Origin of the sequence: Vreelandella indica (assembly GCF_037070225.1) — a bacterium.
Taxonomy (GTDB): domain Bacteria; phylum Pseudomonadota; class Gammaproteobacteria; order Pseudomonadales; family Halomonadaceae; genus Vreelandella; species Vreelandella arctica.
Window position 1 is genome coordinate 232670 of the sequence record NZ_JBANSO010000001.1, and the last position, 19261, is coordinate 251930.

At 53.9% G+C, this 19261-nt stretch carries 16 protein-coding genes; 1 reads left to right on the forward strand and 15 read right to left on the reverse strand.

Translation table 11 applies throughout. From position 1 onward, the window contains the following. Window positions 1–19 precede the first annotated feature (19 nt). The 4 genes from V8L71_RS01130 to V8L71_RS01145 all read right to left on the reverse strand — a co-directional run bounded on the left by V8L71_RS01130 (window position 20) and on the right by V8L71_RS01145 (window position 5063). Complete coding sequence (locus tag V8L71_RS01130; protein ID WP_101146256.1) at window positions 20–814, reverse strand: putative sodium/potassium/calcium exchanger; 795 nt, start codon at window positions 812–814, stop codon at window positions 20–22. A gap of 44 nt (window positions 815–858) precedes the next feature. Further along, window positions 859–1818: a lipid kinase YegS gene (gene yegS / locus V8L71_RS01135; protein ID WP_101146257.1), complete on the reverse strand. Its 960-nt coding sequence runs from the start codon at window positions 1816–1818 to the stop codon at window positions 859–861. A 50-nt stretch (window positions 1819–1868) separates the two neighbouring features. Further along, the gene (gene pepN / locus V8L71_RS01140; protein WP_336272959.1) at window positions 1869–4499 is read right to left on the reverse strand and encodes an aminopeptidase N; all 2631 of its coding nucleotides are present in this window, start codon (window positions 4497–4499) and stop codon (window positions 1869–1871) included. Window positions 4500–4577: 78 nt separating this feature from the next. Continuing rightward, the gene (locus V8L71_RS01145) at window positions 4578–5063 is read right to left on the reverse strand and encodes a YajQ family cyclic di-GMP-binding protein (RefSeq protein WP_007114656.1); all 486 of its coding nucleotides are present in this window, start codon (window positions 5061–5063) and stop codon (window positions 4578–4580) included. Window positions 5064–5318: 255 nt separating this feature from the next. On the opposite strand from V8L71_RS01145, the gene cobO reads away from it, so the two are divergent. Then, window positions 5319–5918: a cob(I)yrinic acid a,c-diamide adenosyltransferase gene (gene cobO, locus V8L71_RS01150; protein ID WP_336272960.1), complete on the forward strand. Its 600-nt coding sequence runs from the start codon at window positions 5319–5321 to the stop codon at window positions 5916–5918. An 83-nt stretch (window positions 5919–6001) separates the two neighbouring features. Here cobO and V8L71_RS01155 read toward each other — a convergent pair whose 3' ends face one another. The 11 genes from V8L71_RS01155 to V8L71_RS01205 form a co-directional block, all read right to left on the reverse strand. Next, window positions 6002–7297, reverse strand: coding sequence for an adenylosuccinate synthase (locus V8L71_RS01155; RefSeq protein WP_008958623.1), 1296 nt, complete (start codon window positions 7295–7297; stop codon window positions 6002–6004). Continuing rightward, window positions 7297–8493, reverse strand: a complete 1197-nt coding sequence (locus V8L71_RS01160) for an ATP phosphoribosyltransferase regulatory subunit (RefSeq protein ID WP_008958622.1) — start codon at window positions 8491–8493, stop codon at window positions 7297–7299. Before V8L71_RS01160 ends, V8L71_RS01155 begins: the two co-directional genes overlap by 1 nt. A 199-nt stretch (window positions 8494–8692) precedes the next feature. Then, entirely contained in the window at window positions 8693–9589 is an 897-nt protein-coding gene (gene hflC, locus V8L71_RS01165) for a protease modulator HflC (RefSeq protein WP_336272961.1), read from the reverse strand. After that, window positions 9590–10867: an FtsH protease activity modulator HflK gene (hflK, locus tag V8L71_RS01170; protein ID WP_176304134.1), complete on the reverse strand. Its 1278-nt coding sequence runs from the start codon at window positions 10865–10867 to the stop codon at window positions 9590–9592. 147 nt (window positions 10868–11014) lie between these two features. After that, window positions 11015–12325 (reverse strand): ribosome rescue GTPase HflX, encoded by a 1311-nt coding sequence (gene hflX, locus V8L71_RS01175; protein WP_176304135.1) that lies wholly within the window; start codon window positions 12323–12325, stop codon window positions 11015–11017. Window positions 12326–12362: 37 nt separating this feature from the next. Further along, window positions 12363–12611, reverse strand: coding sequence for an RNA chaperone Hfq (hfq, locus tag V8L71_RS01180; RefSeq protein WP_007114649.1), 249 nt, complete (start codon window positions 12609–12611; stop codon window positions 12363–12365). 166 nt (window positions 12612–12777) lie between these two features. Then, a complete protein-coding gene (gene miaA / locus V8L71_RS01185; RefSeq protein ID WP_176304136.1) occupies window positions 12778–13716 on the reverse strand; it encodes a tRNA (adenosine(37)-N6)-dimethylallyltransferase MiaA in 939 nt (312 codons plus the stop codon). Between the two features lie 51 nt (window positions 13717–13767). Beyond that, a complete protein-coding gene (gene mutL, locus V8L71_RS01190; RefSeq protein ID WP_336273034.1) occupies window positions 13768–15702 on the reverse strand; it encodes a DNA mismatch repair endonuclease MutL in 1935 nt (644 codons plus the stop codon). Window positions 15703–15734: 32 nt separating this feature from the next. Next, on the reverse strand, window positions 15735–17198 hold the full coding sequence (locus V8L71_RS01195) for an N-acetylmuramoyl-L-alanine amidase (protein ID WP_336272962.1): 1464 nt from the start codon (window positions 17196–17198) through the stop codon (window positions 15735–15737). Next, window positions 17189–17722 (reverse strand): tRNA (adenosine(37)-N6)-threonylcarbamoyltransferase complex ATPase subunit type 1 TsaE, encoded by a 534-nt coding sequence (tsaE, locus tag V8L71_RS01200; RefSeq protein ID WP_336272963.1) that lies wholly within the window; start codon window positions 17720–17722, stop codon window positions 17189–17191. The genes V8L71_RS01195 and tsaE overlap by 10 nt, the downstream gene beginning before the upstream one ends. A gap of 11 nt (window positions 17723–17733) precedes the next feature. Continuing rightward, on the reverse strand, window positions 17734–19206 hold the full coding sequence (locus V8L71_RS01205) for an NAD(P)H-hydrate dehydratase (RefSeq protein WP_336273035.1): 1473 nt from the start codon (window positions 19204–19206) through the stop codon (window positions 17734–17736). Window positions 19207–19261: the final 55 nt, after the last annotated feature.

Here is a 19261-nt window from a genome sequence, read left to right on the forward strand (position 1 = left end):
TCAGCTTAGCCACAACTGTTTATTCCTCACGATTACGGTTAGCTGCTTGGCTATCTGCACTGGTATCAAGCTCATCCATCTCACTAGCGCCTATATCACTATCACTCGCGTCTGACTCGATCGCTGGGCCAGTCTCGGCCTCTCGACTCTCCAATTCCTGAAACTGCTCTTCAAGACGCTGCTGCGCTTCTTCAAAGCGACGCTCTGTATCCTCGATCAAAGCCTCAACGTCGGTAGCTTCGCGGTTATCTTCCAACGGCGTTCGCTCTGGCAAGCTGCTATCTTCATCCCAGCTAGACGAGAAATCTTCATTTTCCATTGGCTCTAACGTGGGTGCCTGCTGCTCTACTTCTTGAAACTGCTCTTCAAGTCGCTTTTCCGCTTCTTCAAAGCGGCGTTCAGTTTCGGCAATCATCTCATCGACATCAGAACGGGTTGCTTCTCCCGGCATTGCGCTTTCCTCATCGAGCACATCATCAGGGTCGGCTGCCAGCGTATCTTCTTCGGCCTCTACCGTCGCAGCATCAGCAGAACTATCACCATTTTGGCTGTCACTACCTTCACGTAGAGTTTCCGCTTGCTCAAGTTCTTCAGCGGCTTGCTGTGCCTCGATATCATCCTCTACTTCTTCGGGGCTAGACATTTCTGCCGCGTTTTCAGCCGCTGCTGGCGACTCCTCTTCGCGCACTGCTTCATCATCCGTCACCTCAGAATTATCATCTGGTGTTACGGTGGGATCTTCCTGGGAGTCACCGCAGGCACTCAGCAGTAGAGCCATTGCGGCAACTACAGGTATCCACACGCGATTGGCCATTAGATACTTCTCCTTTATAACGTTTAAAATCTGAGTGAAACCAGTTAAGGCCGGTTGCTGGAAGAGAGTAAGGGGCACTCCTCTGGTAACAGCACACGCAACGCTAGAGGTACTACTTCGGCACAGAAATGGTCATAACAGCGCGCCTCACCATCCAGCGTTAATGGCCAGGGCGGATCACCCGCCTGTGTCGTCAGCGTTAGTTGAGTCGTGGTGAAATAGCGCACAAATCGCCCCTCAGAGGGAAAGCTTTGCAGCTCGCTAATCAACTTGCTCAGCTCTGTCACCGAACTAAAGTCCTTGACCAGAAGCACATCCAGACGACCATCATCAAGCTTGGCCCGTGGCCCCAGCACCTGCCCTCCGCCTGATTGGCGGCCATTGCCTAGTGCTAGCAACAGTAGCGATGCACTCTCCTCTTTTTCATCCCAATGTAGCGTGCCGCGATAGCTGCGGTGTCGCCATGCTTTGAGCGCGCCCATCAATGAATACGCGCCGCCTCCCAATAGCCTCTTTAGGGTTTTCGGCGTTGATGAGGTAATTTCAGCGCCAAATCCCCCGGTCGTCATATTGATATAGTAGCTGGTTGCGGACTCACCACCCGCACCAGCTGTCACACGTACAACATCAATGGGGTAAGCACTTAGCGCTCTTGCGGCGGCTAAAGCAGGGCCTGGCTCTAATGGCAAACCAACTGAGGTGGCAAAATCATTAGCACTGCCCAATGGCACGATACCTAATACCGGCCGACGGTCATGGGGCAAACGCATCAACCCGTTCATGACTTCGCTAACCGTGCCATCGCCACCGCAGGCAATCACATGCGTAATACCCATGGTGTCAGATAGCTCAGCAATATCAGCAGCGTCGCCCCCTTCCCAGGTAGCTCGAACAGTAATTTGCATCCCTGCTTGGCGTTGTTCATTGACTGCCTCACGCAATGCCGGGTTACCGGCAGATTTACCATTAATAATAAGTAAATAGTGTTGCTGCGAATCTGTCACCGTTGTTGTTCCTTTCCTTGGTTAACTGCTTTTGCCCACCATGCCTGTACCTATGCCAATGCTTTCTCGACCACCTCATACACATTTGAAGACAGCGGCTGTTGCCTAATACGTTCTAGCTGAGACCGCATTAATACTTGGCGGGTTTCATCAAAACGCTGCCATCGCGTTAGCGGCGTGATAAGCCGCGCGGCAATTTCTGGATTCAGCTGGTTGAGTTCAATCACCACATCGGCCAACAGCTGGTAGCCCTGACCATCTAAGCGGTGGAAATTGACTCGGTTCTGGGCAAACGCCCCAATGAGGGCACGCACTTTGTTGGGATTCTTAAGTGAAAAAGCGGGGTGTTGCATCAAGTACTTCACGCGCTCAAGCACATCTCCCTGCGGGCGTGAGACCTGAATGGTGAACCACTGATCCATCACTAAGGGGTCATGCGCCCATTTTTCGCCAAATGATTTCAATGCTGGTGAGGCCAAATCATCGCGATCGCTGTGCACCAGTAAAGTGAGAGCCTGACGTACATCGGTCATATTGTGGTCGGCGGCAAATTGCTTTTCGCACAGCGCTAAGCCCTGCTCATCCTCGATCGACATGAGATAGGAGAGCGCCACGTTTTTAAGGCTTCGCTGGGCAATTTGCTCTGGCGTTGGCGCGTAAGTCTCTTCCGTCACATTGGCTTCGTAGATGGCAATAAATTCATCGCGCAGAGCAACGGCTAACGACTGGCGCACAAATTCACGTGCCGCATGAATGGCGTCGACATCCACAATTGGCTGCTGCTCCGCTATATACGCTTCTGAAGGAAGTGTCAGCATTTCAGCTAATACCGCCTTATCGCTCATTGGGCCGTTCAGAAGTGTTTTAAAGGCATCAACAACACGGCTGTCCATCACCTTCTCGACACTATTGCGGTGAGCAGCAATTAGGTCATCCAACGCCAACAGCGCCAAGCGCTGGCCAGCATCCCAGCGGTTGAAGCCATCGCTGTCATGGGTCAACAGAAAGGCCAGATCTTCTCGTGAATAGGGGAAGTGCAACTTAACGGGCGCTGAAAATTCACGTAGTAAAGACGGCACCGGCGCTTCAGCGACATCAGTAAAGACAAATGTCTGCTCATCATCACGAAGGTGAATAACGGCATCTTTGCCTATTTTTTCGCCATTGAGGGTTAACGTTAAGTCTTGACCTGATTTTGTACCGACTAACCCCATACGTACGGGAATATGCAGCGGCAGTTTATCGGGCTGGCCTGGTGTCGCGGGCGTGCGCTGACGCAACGTTAAATGATATTCACCATGCACATAGTCATACTCGCCGTGAGCATCAATATCCGGCGTACCTGCCTGGGAGTACCAACGCATAAACTGGCTTAAATCCTCGCCGGAGGTTTCCGCCATGCAGCCTACAAAGTCTTCAATCGTCACCGCTTGGCCATCGAATCGCTCAAAGTAAAGGTCTGAGCCGCGACGGAAATTCTCCTCCCCCACTAAATTACGCAGCATGCGTACGACTTCTGCTCCCTTCTCATAAATCGTCAGGGTGTAGAAGTTGGTAATTTCAATAAAGTGGTCAGGGCGAATCGGATGCGCCGTAGGACCAGCATCTTCGGCAAACTGTGCCGTGCGGAAAAAGGAGACATCCTGGATGCGCTTAACCGGTGCTGAATTGGTATCCGCCGAGAAGCACTGATCACGGAAGACCGTAAAGCCCTCTTTCAGCGAAAGCTGGAACCAGTCGCGACAGGTGACACGATTGCCTGACCAGTTATGAAAGTATTCGTGGGCGACGATGCCTTCAACATTCTGAAAGGCGGCATCGGTAGCGGTATGGGGATGCGTCAGCACCGCGGCGGAGTTAAAGATATTAAGGCCTTTATTCTCCATCGCCCCCATATTGAAATCATTGACGGCCACGATCATAAATAGATCCAGGTCGTATTCACGGCCATACGCCTGCTCATCCCACACCATGGCGCGTTTCAACGAGGCCATAGCATGTTCGGTCTTATCCAGGTTCTCTTGCTCCACCCAAATTTGCAGCGTGACCTCGCGACCGCTCATGGTGGTGAAGTGGTCTTCTACGCGATGCAGGTTGCCTGCCACTAGAGCGAATAGGTAACAGGGCTTGGGATGCGGATCTTCCCAGGTGACGAAATGACGACCACCTTCCAGCTCGCCGCGCTCTAACGGGTTACCGTTAGCCAGTAATACTGGTTCACGCTGCTGATCGCCGATCACCGTGACCTTGAAGGTCGCCATGACATCTGGGCGGTCGGGGTAAAAGGTAATACGTCGAAAACCCTCGGCTTCGCACTGAGTACAGTACATGCCGTTGGACTGATAAAGCCCTTCTAACGCCGTGTTCTCTTGCGGTGCGATCTCTACCTCACTCTCCAACACAAACCGCTCTGGAACATTGGCAATACTTAGGGTCTCTGCATCTACTTGATACGCGGATTCATTCAGCGGCGTTGCATCGATCGACAGGGAGATGAGCTTTAAATGTTCGCCGTTTAACACCAGCGGCGCATTCGCGTCAGCCTTCGCATGTCGCTCTATCAACAGTCGCGCTTTCACACGGGTCGCGGCGGGGTCAAGATCAAACGTCAGCTCGGTATGAGTTACCCGGTAAGCGGGTGGCTGGTAGTCGCTTAAATAAACCGGCTGCGGATCAGACATAATGCGTGACTCCTGTATAAAACGAATATTTATATAGTTAATACCAGGTGACGGCGGCGAGTGGCGCTGCCCTGCTAGTTAGTCGCGGAAGTTATCAAACTGGAGCGGCAAATCCGGCCCCTCTTCGCCCCGCAGCAACGCCATAACAGCTTGTAAATCGTCGCGCTTTTTACCCGTTACCCGCACCTTCTCACCCTGAATTTGTGCCTGTACTTTGAGCTTACTGGCTTTGATGCGCTTAACCACATCTTTGGCTTCCGCCGCATCAAGCCCTTCCTTTAAAGCAACTTCCTGGCGGGCTTTTACACCGGAAAGCACCGGGTCTTGAACGTCCATACAGCGGGCATCAATGCCACGGGCGATAAGACGGGCTCGCAGCACATCAAGCATTTGCTTAAGCTGGAAATCAACTTCCGCCTCTAGCTGCACTTTATCGCCTTCCAAAGTGAAGCTGGCGTCGACGCCTTTAAAATCAAAACGCGACTGCACTTCGCGGTTGGCTTGATCAACGGCGTTAGCACCTTCGTGCTTATCGAACTCTGAGACAATATCAAATGAAGGCATGATGTAATTCCTGACAAGACATGACCACCTATTCTAGAGCAGCCAGCCCCCTAGGGGCCAATTCTGTTGTTTATCTCTTGTCCTTTTCGGTTTTGAAGCATGTTTTATTGAACCAAAACTTGATTATTACCCACCTAAATCTATACAAAAGTTATCCATCAAGCTCTTCAAAAAGATGTTCAACCCCTGTTAGATGACTTAGGCTAGCGCGATAGCCTTCTTGCTATCTTAAAAACGCTACCCCCAGGAGACATCATGAGTGACCGCGATACCCGCCATAAAGCCTCCATGCAGAAGTTGAAAGCACGCGTAGATGAGAAGGTCGCCAGTGCCGACGAACAGCGCGGCCTAATCATTGTTAATACCGGTAACGGCAAAGGCAAAACCACCGCAGCCTGGGGGACGGTCACCCGTGCCTTGGGTTATGGCTATAAAGTTGGCGTGGTGCAGTTTATTAAAGGTCTCTGGGAGTGCGGCGAACGTAACCGATTGGAGGAAGACACCAATCTTGAGGTAGCGATAATGGCCACCGGCTTTACCTGGGATACCCAGAATCGCCAAGCGGACACAGAGGCGTGCCACGCGGTATGGAAAGACGCCGAGCGTATGCTAGCGGACCCGGAGATCTATTTGGTGGTGCTTGATGAAATTACCTATATGCTCAAGTTTGGTTACTTGGACATTGAAACCGTTAAACAAGCGCTGGAGAAACGCCCGACGGAACAGACGGTGATTATTACGGGAAGAAATGCCCATCGCGAGCTAGTCGCCATGGCCGATACGGTGACTGAAATGCAGGAAGTTCGTCATGCCTTCAATAACGGCTTACAAGCGCGCCGTGGCATCGACTTTTAAATATAAGCTGATACATACAGAAAAGGGGCAACTCAGTTGCCCCTTTTGCTCATCTGCTTATCAATAGCCAACTTGAACCGTTATTAACTATCGAACGGGTTACGCAGCACGATGGTTTCCATACGGTCTGGACCAGTAGAAATGATATCAATACTTGTACCCACCTGCTCTTCAAGGAAGCTGATGTAGGCGCGGGCATTGGCAGGCAAATCTTCGACCCGTTTAGCGCCCAACGTGGACTCTTTCCAGCCAGGTAAATCCTGATAAAGCGGTTCGACGGCTTCGTAGCCTTCCGAATCCACAGGATTATCCAGCACGTCGCCATCTTTACTGCGATAGCCAACGCAGACGCGGATATTTTCCAACCCATCCAGTACATCCAGCTTGGTCAGGCAGATGCCAGAGACCGAGTTGATCTGCACCGCGTGACGCAGGGCCACGGCGTCAAACCAACCGCAGCGGCGTGCACGGCCAGTCGTGGCACCAAACTCATGACCACGCTCGGCAAGGTGGCGGCCATCAACGTCAAATAGCTCAGTGGGGAATGGGCCTGAGCCAACGCGAGTGGTATATGCCTTAGTAATGCCCAGCACGTAATCCAAATAAAGCGGGCCGACGCCAGAGCCTGTGGCCGTGCCACCTGCAGTGGTGTTTGAGCTGGTTACGTACGGGTAGGTACCGTGGTCGATATCCAGCAGCGAGCCTTGAGCACCTTCAAACAGGATATTCTCACCAGCTTTACGGAGGTCGTGCACCATGCTGACGGTGTCGCAGACCATTGGGCGCAGCTCTTCAGCCATCTGCATTGCAGTATCCAGCACTTCCTGGAAGTCGACCGCCGGTTCGCCGTGGTAATTCACCAACACGAAGTTGTGGTAGTCGAGCACTTCGCCCAGCTTGGAAGCAAAGCGCTCGCGATGAAGCATATCGCCTAAGCGCAGGCCACGTCGGGCCACTTTATCTTCGTAAGCGGGACCAATGCCACGGCCGGTGGTGCCAATTTTAGCGATGCCCCGGGCCTTTTCACGGGCCTGATCCAGGCGCACATGGTAAGGCAGGATCAGCGGACAAGCGGGTGAAAGACGCAGGCGCTCACGTACCGGTACGCCTTTGGCTTCCAGCTCACGGATCTCTTTGATCAGCGCTTCAGGTGAAAGCACCACGCCATTACCAATCACGCAGGTTTTGCCTGGACGCAAAACGCCGGAAGGAATCAGGTGAAGAACGGTTTTTTCACCGTCGATGACCAGCGTATGGCCAGCATTGTGACCACCTTGGAAACGCACCACGGCGGATGCTGATTCAGTCAACAGGTCAACAATCTTACCTTTGCCCTCGTCACCCCATTGGGTGCCCAGCACTACGACATTCTTACCCATTATGATGCACTCGTCTCTTGTGTCAGGGCCGTTGGCTGCCAACGACCATTGATAAGCTCAAGACGGCGGTCACATTCATGCTCCGCCGGCCCAGTACGCTGCCCAGGCAGCGCTTGAATCACGCGTTCCCCTTGCTCACGCAGTGCAACAATGGCAGCGTTGAGCGACTCATCCTGCTGGGCGGGTGCCCAAATACTACCGCGACTCGGGGCAGCCAGAGCCAACGACGCCAGCTGCTTAAGATCCATCGAGAAACCGGTAGCGGGGCGAGCGCGACCAAAGGCTCGCCCTGTGTCGTCATAACGCCCGCCTTTAGCAAGCGCATGCCCATAGCCCGGCACGTAGGCGGCAAACATCATACCGGTATGGTACTGATAGCCACGCAACTCAGCCAAGTCAAAGTAGAGCGACACATCAAAGCGCGCCAATACGCCTTGATAGAGCGCATCCAACTGATCCAATGCCGCCGTGACCGAGGCAGGAGCGCCAGCAAAACGCTCGCGCGCTTGGCTTAAAATATCCGCTCCGCCATGCAGCTCACCAAGCGCCAGCAACATATCCGCTAATGCCGGGTCACTAACACTAGCGTCTACAAGCTGTGCTAATTGCGTAGGCGATTTTAGCGCCAGCGCTTCAAATAGCGCGCTCTCTTGCTCATCACTGAGCGCAGCTGCTTCAACTAGGCTACGGTAAATACCGATGTGCCCAAGCGCTAAGTGGATCTCCTGAGCGCCGGCCGCTTTCATACTCGCCAGCGCCAAGTGAATAATTTCACTGTCAGCCTCAAGCCCAGCATGGCCAAACAGTTCAGCGCCTACCTGCACGGGACTGCGCCCGCCTTGGTGCTGATCCGCCTTTGCACGTAATACGTTGGTGCAATAACAAAGGCGCACTGGCCCCTGTCGCTTAAGCGAATGGGCGTCCATACGCGCTACTTGCGGCGTTACGTCAGCCGAGGCGCCCATCATGCGGCCGGTGAGCTGGTCGGTCAGCTTAAAGGTCTGCAGATCGAGATCTGTCCCCGTACCTGTTAACAAGGAGTCCAAAAACTCCACCGGCGGCGGCATTACTTGGTCATAGCCCCAGCAATGGTAAAGATCGAGCAGCGCGCGGCGCAGCTCTTCCATGCGGCTTGCCTGAGGCGGAAGCACCTCATCCATGCCGTCGGGCAGTAGCCAGCGGTCAGCGATGGTCATGTGAACAATCCTGCAAGACGATGAAGGCCCAACAAAATCAAGCAGTAACGAAGCAATATGATTGCCGACGCCAGCGTTAAATGAGGGCCACAAAAAAACCGGGCGACGCCCGGTTGATAAATTCTATCACGTTTATTGGCCGGATAAACCCCGCCAGGCCCTAGGAATGACGTGACGAGGTGTACCGGCCAAAAGCGACTTACTCGCTGTCGCTTTCGCTACCTTCCGGCTCTGGGTTACGCAAATAGCGGAAGAAATCGCTATTCGGCTCCAGCACCATTAGATTGCCATCATCAGCAAAGCTTTCGCGATAAGCTTCTAGACTACGCCAGAAGGAGAAGAACTCCTCGTTCTGACCATACGCTTCAGAGAAGATCGCAGCAGCCTGGGCATCACCTTCACCACGCAGTGTTTCTGAGCGCTCATTGGCTTGAGCAAGCAACACCTGACGGCGACGATCTGCGTTGGCCCGAATACGCTCAGCCTCTTCCTGACCTTGAGCACGCCATTCGCGAGCTTCACGCTCACGCTCGGAGCGCATACGCTCAAACACCGCTGCCGAGACGTCTTCGGGCAAGTCGATTCGCTTAATACGAATATCGCGGATAGCTACACCTAGCTCTTCACGCATTAGCTCATCGAGCTCTGCGGTAGGGCCGGTCATCAGGTCATCACGTCGTTCAGCGATGATTTCCTGAAGATTCAAACGGCCAAACTCGTTACGCAGGCTTTCATCCACACGCGGCTGAATCAGTCGAATAGCCATTAGCTCATCGCCTGCCGTCGCTTCGTAGTAGCGTGTTGGATTAACCACCTGCCACTTAACGTAGGAATCGACGATAACTGCTTTCTGCTCAAGCGTCAGATAGCGACTAGTGTCTGTATCCAGCGTCAGCAAACGCGTATCAAACTTACGAATCGTTTGCGCGATCGGCACTTTTGCGTGCAAACCAGGCTGAATATTCTCTTCGATGACTTCACCAAAACGCAACTTAACGGCACGTTCAGTTTCGTCTACCACGTACAGAGTGTTGCTCGCCAGCCACGCAACGGCAGCCAGACCACCAACAATCAGCAGGGATCGATTATTAATCATTTACCGGCCCTCCCTGCGGATGGAGTTACTACTATTGGTATTCGTTGATGAGCTACTCTGGGTACTGCGTAGCCGCTCAAGCACATCGGCGTCCAACTGCTCATTACTGCTATTCTCGCTATTGCCAGACGATGAATCGTTGCGATTGCCACCAGTACCGCCGCGCATTTGATCCAGCGGGAGGTACATTAATGGGGCGTTTTCGCTCACATCCAGCAGCACTTTCGGCGAATTACTGAACACTTCTTCCATTGTGTCTAGATACATACGCTCGCGCATGATATCCGGCGCATTACCGTACTCCGAGAGTAGCGAGTTAAAGCGGTTGGCTTGACCCTGCGCTTCAGCTACCACCGACTCACGATACCCTTGGCCCTGCTCAACTATACGCTGCGCCTGGCCCTGAGCAGCAGGAATGATCGCATTAGCGTACGCCATCCCTTCGTTGATCGTACGCTGACGATCTTCACGGGCACGGATAACGTCATCAAAGGCATCAATTACCGGTGCAGGAGCAGACGTCGACTCAATGTTGATGGTTTGTAAACGAATACCAGCACCATAGTTATCGAGATAGGACTGCAGACGGCTAGAGACAGAGCTGCCCAGAATCTCACGACCCGAGGTCAGAATATCGATCATATCAGTACCGCCAACCACGTGACGCAGTGCCGAATCCAACGCATTCTCAATAGAGATAGCGGGATCACGTACGTTTAAAACGAAATCACGAGGATTAGCGACTTGGTACTGTGCTGAAATTTCCACTTCAACGATGTTTTCATCGCGGGTCAGCATGGACTGCGTTTGAGTCAATGACCGCACGCGCGTCACATTCACCATCCGCACATCATCAATCAAAGGCGGATTCCACTGCAGGCCAGGTTCTACAATGCCCTGGAATTCGCCAAAACGAAGCACAACACCACGCTCGGATTGGTCGACTAAGTAAAAGCCCATCGCGGCCCAAATCGCCAGCGCAACAATAATCAGTAAGCCAGGCAAAGCGAAAGGGTTACGGCTTTTACCGCCACCGCCACCACCATCGCTTTTTTTGCTGCCCCCTTTTTTACCGCCACCCAGCATACTGTTGAGCTTATCCTGAAATTTTTTCAGCGCTTCATCCAGATCAGGAGGACCTTGGTTACCGCCTCCTTTATTGCCGTTGTTGCCACCATTATTACTACCACGGTTTCCATCGTTATCATTTCCACCGCGTCGGCCGCCACTACTCCAAGGGTCGTGCTGGTTGCCACCACCAGGCTCATTCCAGGCCATACTTCGTCTCCACTAAGGTATTCGCTAACGCAAATGCCAGCGTTTTAAACGATAGCATTGCGTTTTGATATTATTGCTCTATAAACCTTGTACCATTTTTATACAAAGCAGAATACAAGCAGTGCTTTAAGATTCGTAATGAGTAGCCTACCACTCATCGGATTCTTGTAACGCTACCGGTAAATAAGTATTGGCACGCTCGCCTAACTGAGCCATCAACTGATTAAAATCGCGCCGCGGCAAGCGCACATCTAGCACCGAATGCCCCTGCTCATCAAAAGCTTCCTCACGAACTGCATTTAGTTCGTGAAGACCAGCACGCAGCTTACCTTGCTCAGGGTTAAGTGTCAGCGAGAAGCCAATCACATCGTTTGCTAAGCGTTCGGTCAGTGCTTCATGAAGCAATTCAAGCCCCTGGCCCTGCTGCGCTGAGAGCCAAACCACCTCTGGCACACCATGACCATCACGTTCAATACGCGGCGCGCTGTCGAGCTTATCGATTTTATTCATGACTTTGAGCACTGGCACATCATCTGCACCAATCTCTTTTAGCACTAGCTCCACCTGCTCCACATTTAACTCGCGGTCAGGGTCTGCTGCATCAATCACGTGTACCAGCAACGACGCTTCTGAAGCTTCTTGAAGCGTCGCTTGAAACGCCTCGACCAGCTTGTGCGGTAAATGACGGATAAACCCGACGGTGTCAGCCATTACCACAGGTCCGACGTCTTCAATTTCAAGCCGACGCAACGTTGGGTCTAGTGTGGCAAACAGCTGATCAGCGGCGTAAACATCAGAGTTAGTTAACGCGTTGAACAACGTCGATTTACCCGCGTTGGTATAGCCCACCAGCGATACACTGTGGATTTCAGCACGAGCACGGGCGCGACGATTCTGATCGCGCTGGCTACGCACTTTATCAAGCCGCTTGTGAATCGATTTAATCCGTCCACGCAGCAGGCGTCGGTCAGTTTCAAGCTGAGTTTCACCTGGGCCGCGCAGGCCAATCCCGCCTTTTTGGCGCTCAAGGTGTGTCCACCCGCGTACTAGGCGAGTCGACATATATTCAAGCTGTGCAAGCTCTACTTGCAGCTTACCTTCATGCGTTCTTGCCCGCTGCGCAAAAATATCGAGAATAAGACCGGTACGGTCAAGCACTCGGCACTTGAGCTCTTGCTCAACATTGCGCTCTTGAGAGGGACTTAAGCTGTGATTGAAGATCACCAATTCTGCCGCGTGAGCCGCGAGCATTGCCCGCAACTCTTCCAGCTTTCCTGACCCAATAAATGTGCGTGAGTCAGGCCGGTGGCGGCTGGCAGTGAGTAGAGTCGCAGGCTCTGCACCCGCAGAGCGTACGAGCTCTAGAAACTCACCCGGGTCTTCACGTTTTTGCTCATCATAGAAATCGACATGAACAAGAACTGCCGTTTCACCGGCGTCTGGGCGTTCGAAAAACAATCAATACCTCGTGGAATCTCTTGCTTATCCAGTGGTGTTAAATCTCGGCGTCTTGCTCTGCCGGGTCTTGCGCAGGCAAGCGTACGTTACGAGACGGAACAACCGTAGAAATAGCGTGTTTATAAACCATCTGACTGACGGTGTTGCGCAACAAGATAACAAACTGGTCAAACGATTCGATCTGGCCCTGAAGCTTAATGCCATTGACCAAAAAGATGGAGACCGGAATGCGCTCTTTGCGCAGAATGTTCAAGTACGGGTCTTGAAGGGACTGCCCTTTGGACATGTTGCTCTCCCTAAAACTGTCGTTGGGGGTTAATTATCAAATGGCGTGCCCTACTAGTGCTACGCCGCAATCTTTTTGCCCGAAAGGCCTAATGTTGTCGAAAAAGCCAAGTGGCCATTCGAAGACATACGCTTACTAAATCACTATCTTGAAGAACTATCTTACGCTAAGCACCGCTTTCACGCACGAGTTTCAATACCTTATCAAGCGCGTCAGGGCGCTGCGAATCTACCCATTCAAGCGATGGCCAGCTTCTTAACCACGTTAGCTGACGCTTTGCGAGCTGGCGAGTCGCGATTATGCCCCGCTCAACAAGCGTGGCGTAATCATATTCACCTTCCAGGTACTCCCACACTTGACGATAACCAACACTCTTCATCGCCGGTAGGCCTAAATGCAAGTCATTACGCTTTTTGAGGGCAGTAACTTCATTTATCAAGCCCTCATCCATCATTAGTTCAAAGCGCTTAGCGATACGTTGATGCAAAAGGGCACGATCACTAGGCGCCAACGCTATCGACAACACGCGCCATGGAAAGGTTTCAGGCTGTTGCTCCGCCCATAACTCACTCATTGGCCGCCCGCTGGCATAATACACTTCTAGCGCACGTATTAAGCGTTGAGGATCATTGGGATGGATACGTTGAGCGGAAACCGCATCCACTTCAGCCAATCGTTTATGCAGAGACTCCAGCCCCTCATATTGCCATTGCGTTTCAAGCTGTTGGCGAATGACCGGGTCAGCCGAAGGTAAATTGGCCACACCTTCTATCAGCCGCTTGTAATAAAGCATGGTACCGCCGACCAACAGAGGAACCCGGCCTGCCGCGCTGATTTGTCGCATCAGTTTTATCGCATCTTCACGGAAGTCAGCCGCTGAATAAGGCTCAGCAGGGTCGCGGATATCAATCAAGTGATGGGGTGCACGGGCAAGTTCAGCGGTACTAGGTTTGGCGCTGCCAATATCCATACCGCGATACACCATCGCTGAATCAACGCTGATCAGCTCATGCCCTAAGCGCTCATGCAACGCCATCGCGGTATCGGTTTTCCCGGCCGCTGTCGGGCCCATCAAAAAAATTGCCCAAGGGCGCGTATCAGCCATGCGCGGGTAGTGCTCCAATATTTAACAGAAATTAAATTTTCGATCGTGCTGCTATTGGCCTCTTAAGAACAGCCGATCAAGCGCTTTTAGTCCCATCTGCGTCCAGGTGGGTCGGCCGTGATTGCACTGATCACTGCGCTCCGTGCGCTCCATGTCGCGCAGCAGCGCATTCATTTCATCAATGGTGAGCCGCCGATTGGCGCGCACGCTACCGTGGCAAGCCATGGTGGAGAGCAATTCATGAAGCCGCGCCTCGACTTGATGGGTCCGCCCGTAACGCGCCAGCTCCTCCAACATCTGGCGTACCAGGGCTTCTGGATCCGCCTGGGAGAGCAACGCTGGCAACTGGCGCACCAGCAGTGTTTCCGGTCCGGCAACATCCAGTTCAATGCCCAGCTTGGCAATGGCCTCTTGCTCGCTCTCAGCCGTCGCCACTTCTGCCCGACTAGCGGCGATAGAAACCGGCACTAGCAGCGGCTGGGCATCTAATCCTTTAGCAGCCGCTAGCTGTGTTTTCATACGCTCATAGACAATTCGTTCATGGGCGGCATGCATATCCACCACCACCAAACCCTGAGCGTTCTGGGCCAGAATATAAATACCGTGCAGTTGCCCCAGCGCAAACCCAAGCGGCGGTGCCACCGTGGGGTCGTTATCAGGCATCGCCAGAGGCGCTTCACGCACTTCGTTTTCGCCTTCACTCGCAACGTCAACCTGCGGCGTTAACAGCGTCTCTTCATGGTTGGGGTGAAGCGCCTGATAGCCTTGCATAAAGCGGCGCACACGCTCAGCACCAGGGTGGCGATCCGAAGAGTGAGTCAGCGCAATGCCCTGCTGCTGCCAGCGAGGTTGCTCGGCGTTTTCACCTGCCCCCGCACCTACCTGGGGCGGCTGCCCACGCTCTTGCTGCTGAGAAGCAACGACACCATTCGCCTCTTCGTCGCTATTTTCGTCACCGCTTTCTGCAGGCTTAGAGGACGCCAAGCAGTGATGCAGGCTGGAGTACAGAAAATCGTGCACCATACGGCCATCACGAAAACGGACTTCATGCTTGGTAGGGTGAACATTGACGTCCACTACATCCGGATCAAGCTCCAGGTAGAGCACAAACACCGGATGCCGACCGTTAAACAGCACATCGCGATACGCCTGACGCACCGCATGGGCCACCAAACGGTCACGCACCACACGGCCATTAACGAAAAAGTATTGCTGATCAGCCTGAGAGCGGGAGTGAGTCGGCAGCCCCACCCAACCACTTAGTCGCAAACCACCCGCTTCGCGTTCGATATAGCGGGCGTGCTCGATAAAGTTTTTACCTAGCAGCGAGGCAATTCGCCGCTCGCGAGCTGCCGCCGAGTGCCCAGGAGGAAGTTGATGAATCACTTTCTGGTTGTGGCGCAATACCCAGGCGATGTCGTAGCGCGATAGTGCCTGACGGCGAAAGGCCTCTTCAACATGCGCAAATTCGGTCTTTTCGGTACGCAGAAACTTGCGCCGTGCGGGAGTGTTAAAAAATAGATCGCGCACGCCAACGCTAGTCCCGCGGGGGTGCGGCGCAGGCGTCACTCGTGCATCCATTCCTCGCCCTTCCGCGACCACCCGCCAGCCATGACGAGGATCTTCCTCAGCGTTGGAGATCAGCTCAAGCCGGGAAACAGAGCTAATTGAGGCCAGCGCCTCCCCCCTAAAACCTAACGAGCTAACGCCTTCCAGGTCTTCGAGGCTGCCAATCTTACTGGTGGCATGACGTGCCAAAGCGAGCGGCAAATCCTCTTCGCCAATACCAATGCCATCATCACGCACCTTAATAAGCCGCGTTCCGCCCTGCTCAATTTCTACTTCAATGCGCTGGCTACCCGCATCAATGGCGTTTTCAATCAGCTCTTTTGTCACCGACGAGGGGCGCTCAACCACCTCGCCAGCGGCAATCTGGTTGGCCAACCGTGGGTCGAGCACATGAATTCGCGGCGCAGTTGCGGTTATCTCAGTCAACACGACACCTCAAGAACGATTTTTCATGAACGGGGAATTTGTAACACTTGGCCAACCCGTATCACATCACCATTAATATCATTGGCCTGCTTTAATTGATTCACCGGCACTCCGTGACGTACAGCAATCGCCGACAAGGTATCGCCTGATTGGATACGGTATTCATTACCCGCAGGACTACCTTGATTATCGCGCTGCCAGGCAAGCAAACTGGCGGGCGGAGGATAACGCTGGAAGTGCTCGCGCAAGCCACTGAAAATAGCCTGGGAGAGCCCCCCCTGATGGACCGGGTCGCGCAGGCGACGCTCTTCGTCAGGGTTGGATATAAAGCCCACCTCAATCAATAGAGAAGGAATATCAGGAGACTTCAGCACCATAAACCCAGCCTGTTCCACTCGCGATTTATGCAACCGATTCACCCGTCCTAATTGTTCTAGCACTTGTCCGCCGATAGAGAGCGAATCATTCAACGTCGCGGTCATGGTGAGATCTAACAGTACACCACGCAGCACCTGATCCTTATCGCGTAGCGATAAACTTCCATCGACGCCGCCGATCAGGTCAGAGCGGTTTTCGCTATCTGCCAGCCACTGAGCGGTTTCCGAGGTAGCGCCACGCTGAGAGAGCGCATAAACCGAACTGCCTTGAGGGCGGGGGCTGGTAAAGGCGTCGGCGTGGATCGAGACGAAAAAGTCAGCTTTCTGCTCGCGTGCCAGGGCAGTACGTTGGCGAAGGCCCAGGTAGTAGTCACCGTCACGGACCAGCACGGCTTTGAAACCTTCGGTGCCGTTCACCTCCGAGGCTAAACGGCGGGCGATTTCCAGCACCACATCTTTTTCACGCGTGCCTGAAGGGCCAATGGCGCCTGGGTCCTCCCCGCCGTGCCCAGCATCAACCGCAATAATAATATCTCTACGCGGATGTGGCTTGGCTTCCTGCACGGCCGCCGGCGCTTCATTACGGGGTGGCTCTACACTGCCGGGCAGTTGAGCTTGAGTCGAGGCACGCTGCGCCTGAATCTCCTGCTCACGAATCATCGCCTCGATAGGGTCAATGGGATTCTCAACGGCACTTTCACCCGGATACTCGAGATCAACCACCAGGCGATGCCCATACTGATCATTAGGCGTCAGGGTAAAATGGCGCGGCTCTATAGCTCGATTAAGCTCCAGCACTACGCGTAAACCGCCGCCCTCCCGCTTACCTGTTCGCACTGAGGTAATGGCACTGTCATGCAGCGGCAACGTGCTAGGGTCGGTGTCCATTTGCGTATCGTCTAAATCAATCACTAAACGCGCAGGATTCTGCAACGAAAACACATTGGCGTTCGTGGCCGCAGACAGGTCAAATACCAGACGCGCATGATCAGGCGCCGCCCACAAGCGCATGCTTTCTACGCTCGACGCTTGTACGCTAACCGCCGCAAGAGCAAAAAAACTAACGGCTAATAAACGAAATACACGAGCCGTGGCGGCCTTCATTTCCATTGAATCACACCATTCTCCAACTGATCGTCGCTTACCTTACTTGTTGCACTGGCCTGGCTTACTTCATGGGCTTGGCGCTCTAGCAATGACAGGATACGCGCGCCCAAATCACTGCAAACCGTTAAAGTGATCAAACGGCCTTGTTCAGCCACTGCCAAAGCAAGGCGCAGGTCAGGTGTGGGTAACCACCCTTCTCCCCGGCTGGGCCACTCAATAATACACACTGCCTCGTCGGCCAATACATCGCGACCACCGATAAACTCAAGCTCCTCAGGGTCGGATAAGCGATACAGATCTAAATGATACACTCGCTGAGAGCCCAGCTCGTAGGGCTCTATCAGCGTATAGGTGGGGCTTTTCACCGCCCCTTGATGGCCGTACGCCCGTAGAATACCCCGTGTTAACGTGGTTTTACCGGCGCCTAACTCACCTTCCAGGTAGATCAACCCACGACCTTGTAATACCTGCCCTAGCGCTTCGCCAAACGCGACCTGAGCCTCTTCGTTGTCTAATTGCACCTGCATGTGGGCTGCCTTCACGGATTAATCAATTTTCGCGCATAGGATGCCAGATCGCTCGCCAGCAGGCCACGCTCGCCTTCTTGCTGTGCTGCTCGATCAGCCGCTAACGCGTGCACCATCGTGGCTAGCCAGGCACTGAACTCCACATCTCCGCGCTGCGCCATCAATGCACCCAGCATGCCACTGAGCACATCGCCCATGCCACCGCTAGCCATGCCTGGGTTTCCGTAGGGGCACACCACTAAACCAGTGGGGCCAGCAATCAAACTACCAGCGCCCTTCAACACCACCACGCCGCCACGTGCCCGCTGCAGGGCCTGGGCAGCGGCGGGTCGGTCGGCCTGAACCTCCGCCACGGAACAGCCCAATAGCCGCGCCGCTTCACCGGGATGCGGGGTTAATATCCAATTATCGCGCCGAATATCTGGCCACTGGCGTGCTAAAAGATTCAGCCCATCAGCATCTACTACCAACGGCGCGTCTGACTTAAGCGCACTCTGTAATACAGCCTGCCCCCAGGCCGCCTGACCAAGCCCCGGCCCTACCACGACAACGTCGGCCATCGCAGTCAGCTCAGCCGCTTCGGCGCCACCGCGCACGCTGTGGGCCATTACTTCCGGGCAGCGTACCAAACTAGCGGTGATATGCTCAGGGGCCGTCGCCAAGCTCACCTTACCCGCCCCCATCCGCGCAGCGGCCTGGCTGGCCAGTAGCGCCGCACCGCCAAAGCCGGGAGCGCCGCCCATCACTAGTACATGTCCCATATCCCCTTTATGGCTCGTGCGCAGCCGGGGAGCAAAGGCATCCGCTAAGAGCGAATCATCCAGCCGCCAAGCGGTGGCTGGAATATCAAAATATGCCTGGGCTTTAACACCCAGCGGGCGAAAATCGATCTCACCGGTATAAGCGGGTGCATCACCAGTATACAAACCGATCTTATCGCCGATAAAAGTCACCGTGCAGGCAGCCTTAACGGCACCCCCTGTCGCTGCGCCGGTATCAGCAACCAATCCCGAGGGAATATCAATTGCCAGTACCGGCCTCTGAGCAGCATTGATCATTTCGATGGCAAGCCGAAACCGGCCCTCTACCTCTCCCGTCAAACCGGTGCCTAACAAGGCATCAATATTGACTTCGCCCGTCAATACAGTGCTGGGTTCCCACTCTTCGCAACCTACGCCCGCGGAGGTTGCCAATTGTGCAGCGCGGGCTGCGTCTCCGTTTAGCTCATCAAGAGGCTTCAGCGTCACTCGCTGCACTTTGAGGCCAGACTGCATGGCCAGCGCTGCCAGCACATGACCGTCGCCTCCGTTATTACCACTTCCACACATTACGGTTAAGCTGCGCACCTGAGGCCAGCGTGAACGAAAGCTGTGCCAAGCGCTTGAGGCGGCACGCTGCATCAATGCAAAACCATCGATACCACCGGCAATGGTGCGCCGATCGAGCTCGCGCACCTGGGCGGCTTTATATAGAGGGCGTAGCATGGAAGTATTCGGGATCGTCACGATCACTCCTTTCACATGTTTTGATGGCTGCTGA

Coding starts and splice junctions, on each gene's coding strand:
- tsaE (WP_336272963.1), bottom strand. CDS start 17,722: ATGCAGGTGCAATTAGACAACGAAGAGGCTCAGGTCGCGTTTGGCGAA.
- hflK (WP_176304134.1), bottom strand. CDS start 10,867: ATGGCCTGGAATGAGCCTGGTGGTGGCAACCAGCACGACCCTTGGAGT.
- V8L71_RS01155 (WP_008958623.1), bottom strand. CDS start 7,297: ATGGGTAAGAATGTCGTAGTGCTGGGCACCCAATGGGGTGACGAGGGC.
- hflC (WP_336272961.1), bottom strand. CDS start 9,589: ATGATTAATAATCGATCCCTGCTGATTGTTGGTGGTCTGGCTGCCGTT.
- cobO (WP_336272960.1), top strand. CDS start 5,319: ATGAGTGACCGCGATACCCGCCATAAAGCCTCCATGCAGAAGTTGAAA.
- V8L71_RS01195 (WP_336272962.1), bottom strand. CDS start 17,198: ATGGAAATGAAGGCCGCCACGGCTCGTGTATTTCGTTTATTAGCCGTT.
- hfq (WP_007114649.1), bottom strand. CDS start 12,611: ATGTCCAAAGGGCAGTCCCTTCAAGACCCGTACTTGAACATTCTGCGC.
- V8L71_RS01160 (WP_008958622.1), bottom strand. CDS start 8,493: ATGACCATCGCTGACCGCTGGCTACTGCCCGACGGCATGGATGAGGTG.
- miaA (WP_176304136.1), bottom strand. CDS start 13,716: ATGGCTGATACGCGCCCTTGGGCAATTTTTTTGATGGGCCCGACAGCG.
- V8L71_RS01205 (WP_336273035.1), bottom strand. CDS start 19,206: ATGCTACGCCCTCTATATAAAGCCGCCCAGGTGCGCGAGCTCGATCGG.
- pepN (WP_336272959.1), bottom strand. CDS start 4,499: ATGTCTGATCCGCAGCCGGTTTATTTAAGCGACTACCAGCCACCCGCT.
- V8L71_RS01145 (WP_007114656.1), bottom strand. CDS start 5,063: ATGCCTTCATTTGATATTGTCTCAGAGTTCGATAAGCACGAAGGTGCT.
- V8L71_RS01130 (WP_101146256.1), bottom strand. CDS start 814: ATGGCCAATCGCGTGTGGATACCTGTAGTTGCCGCAATGGCTCTACTG.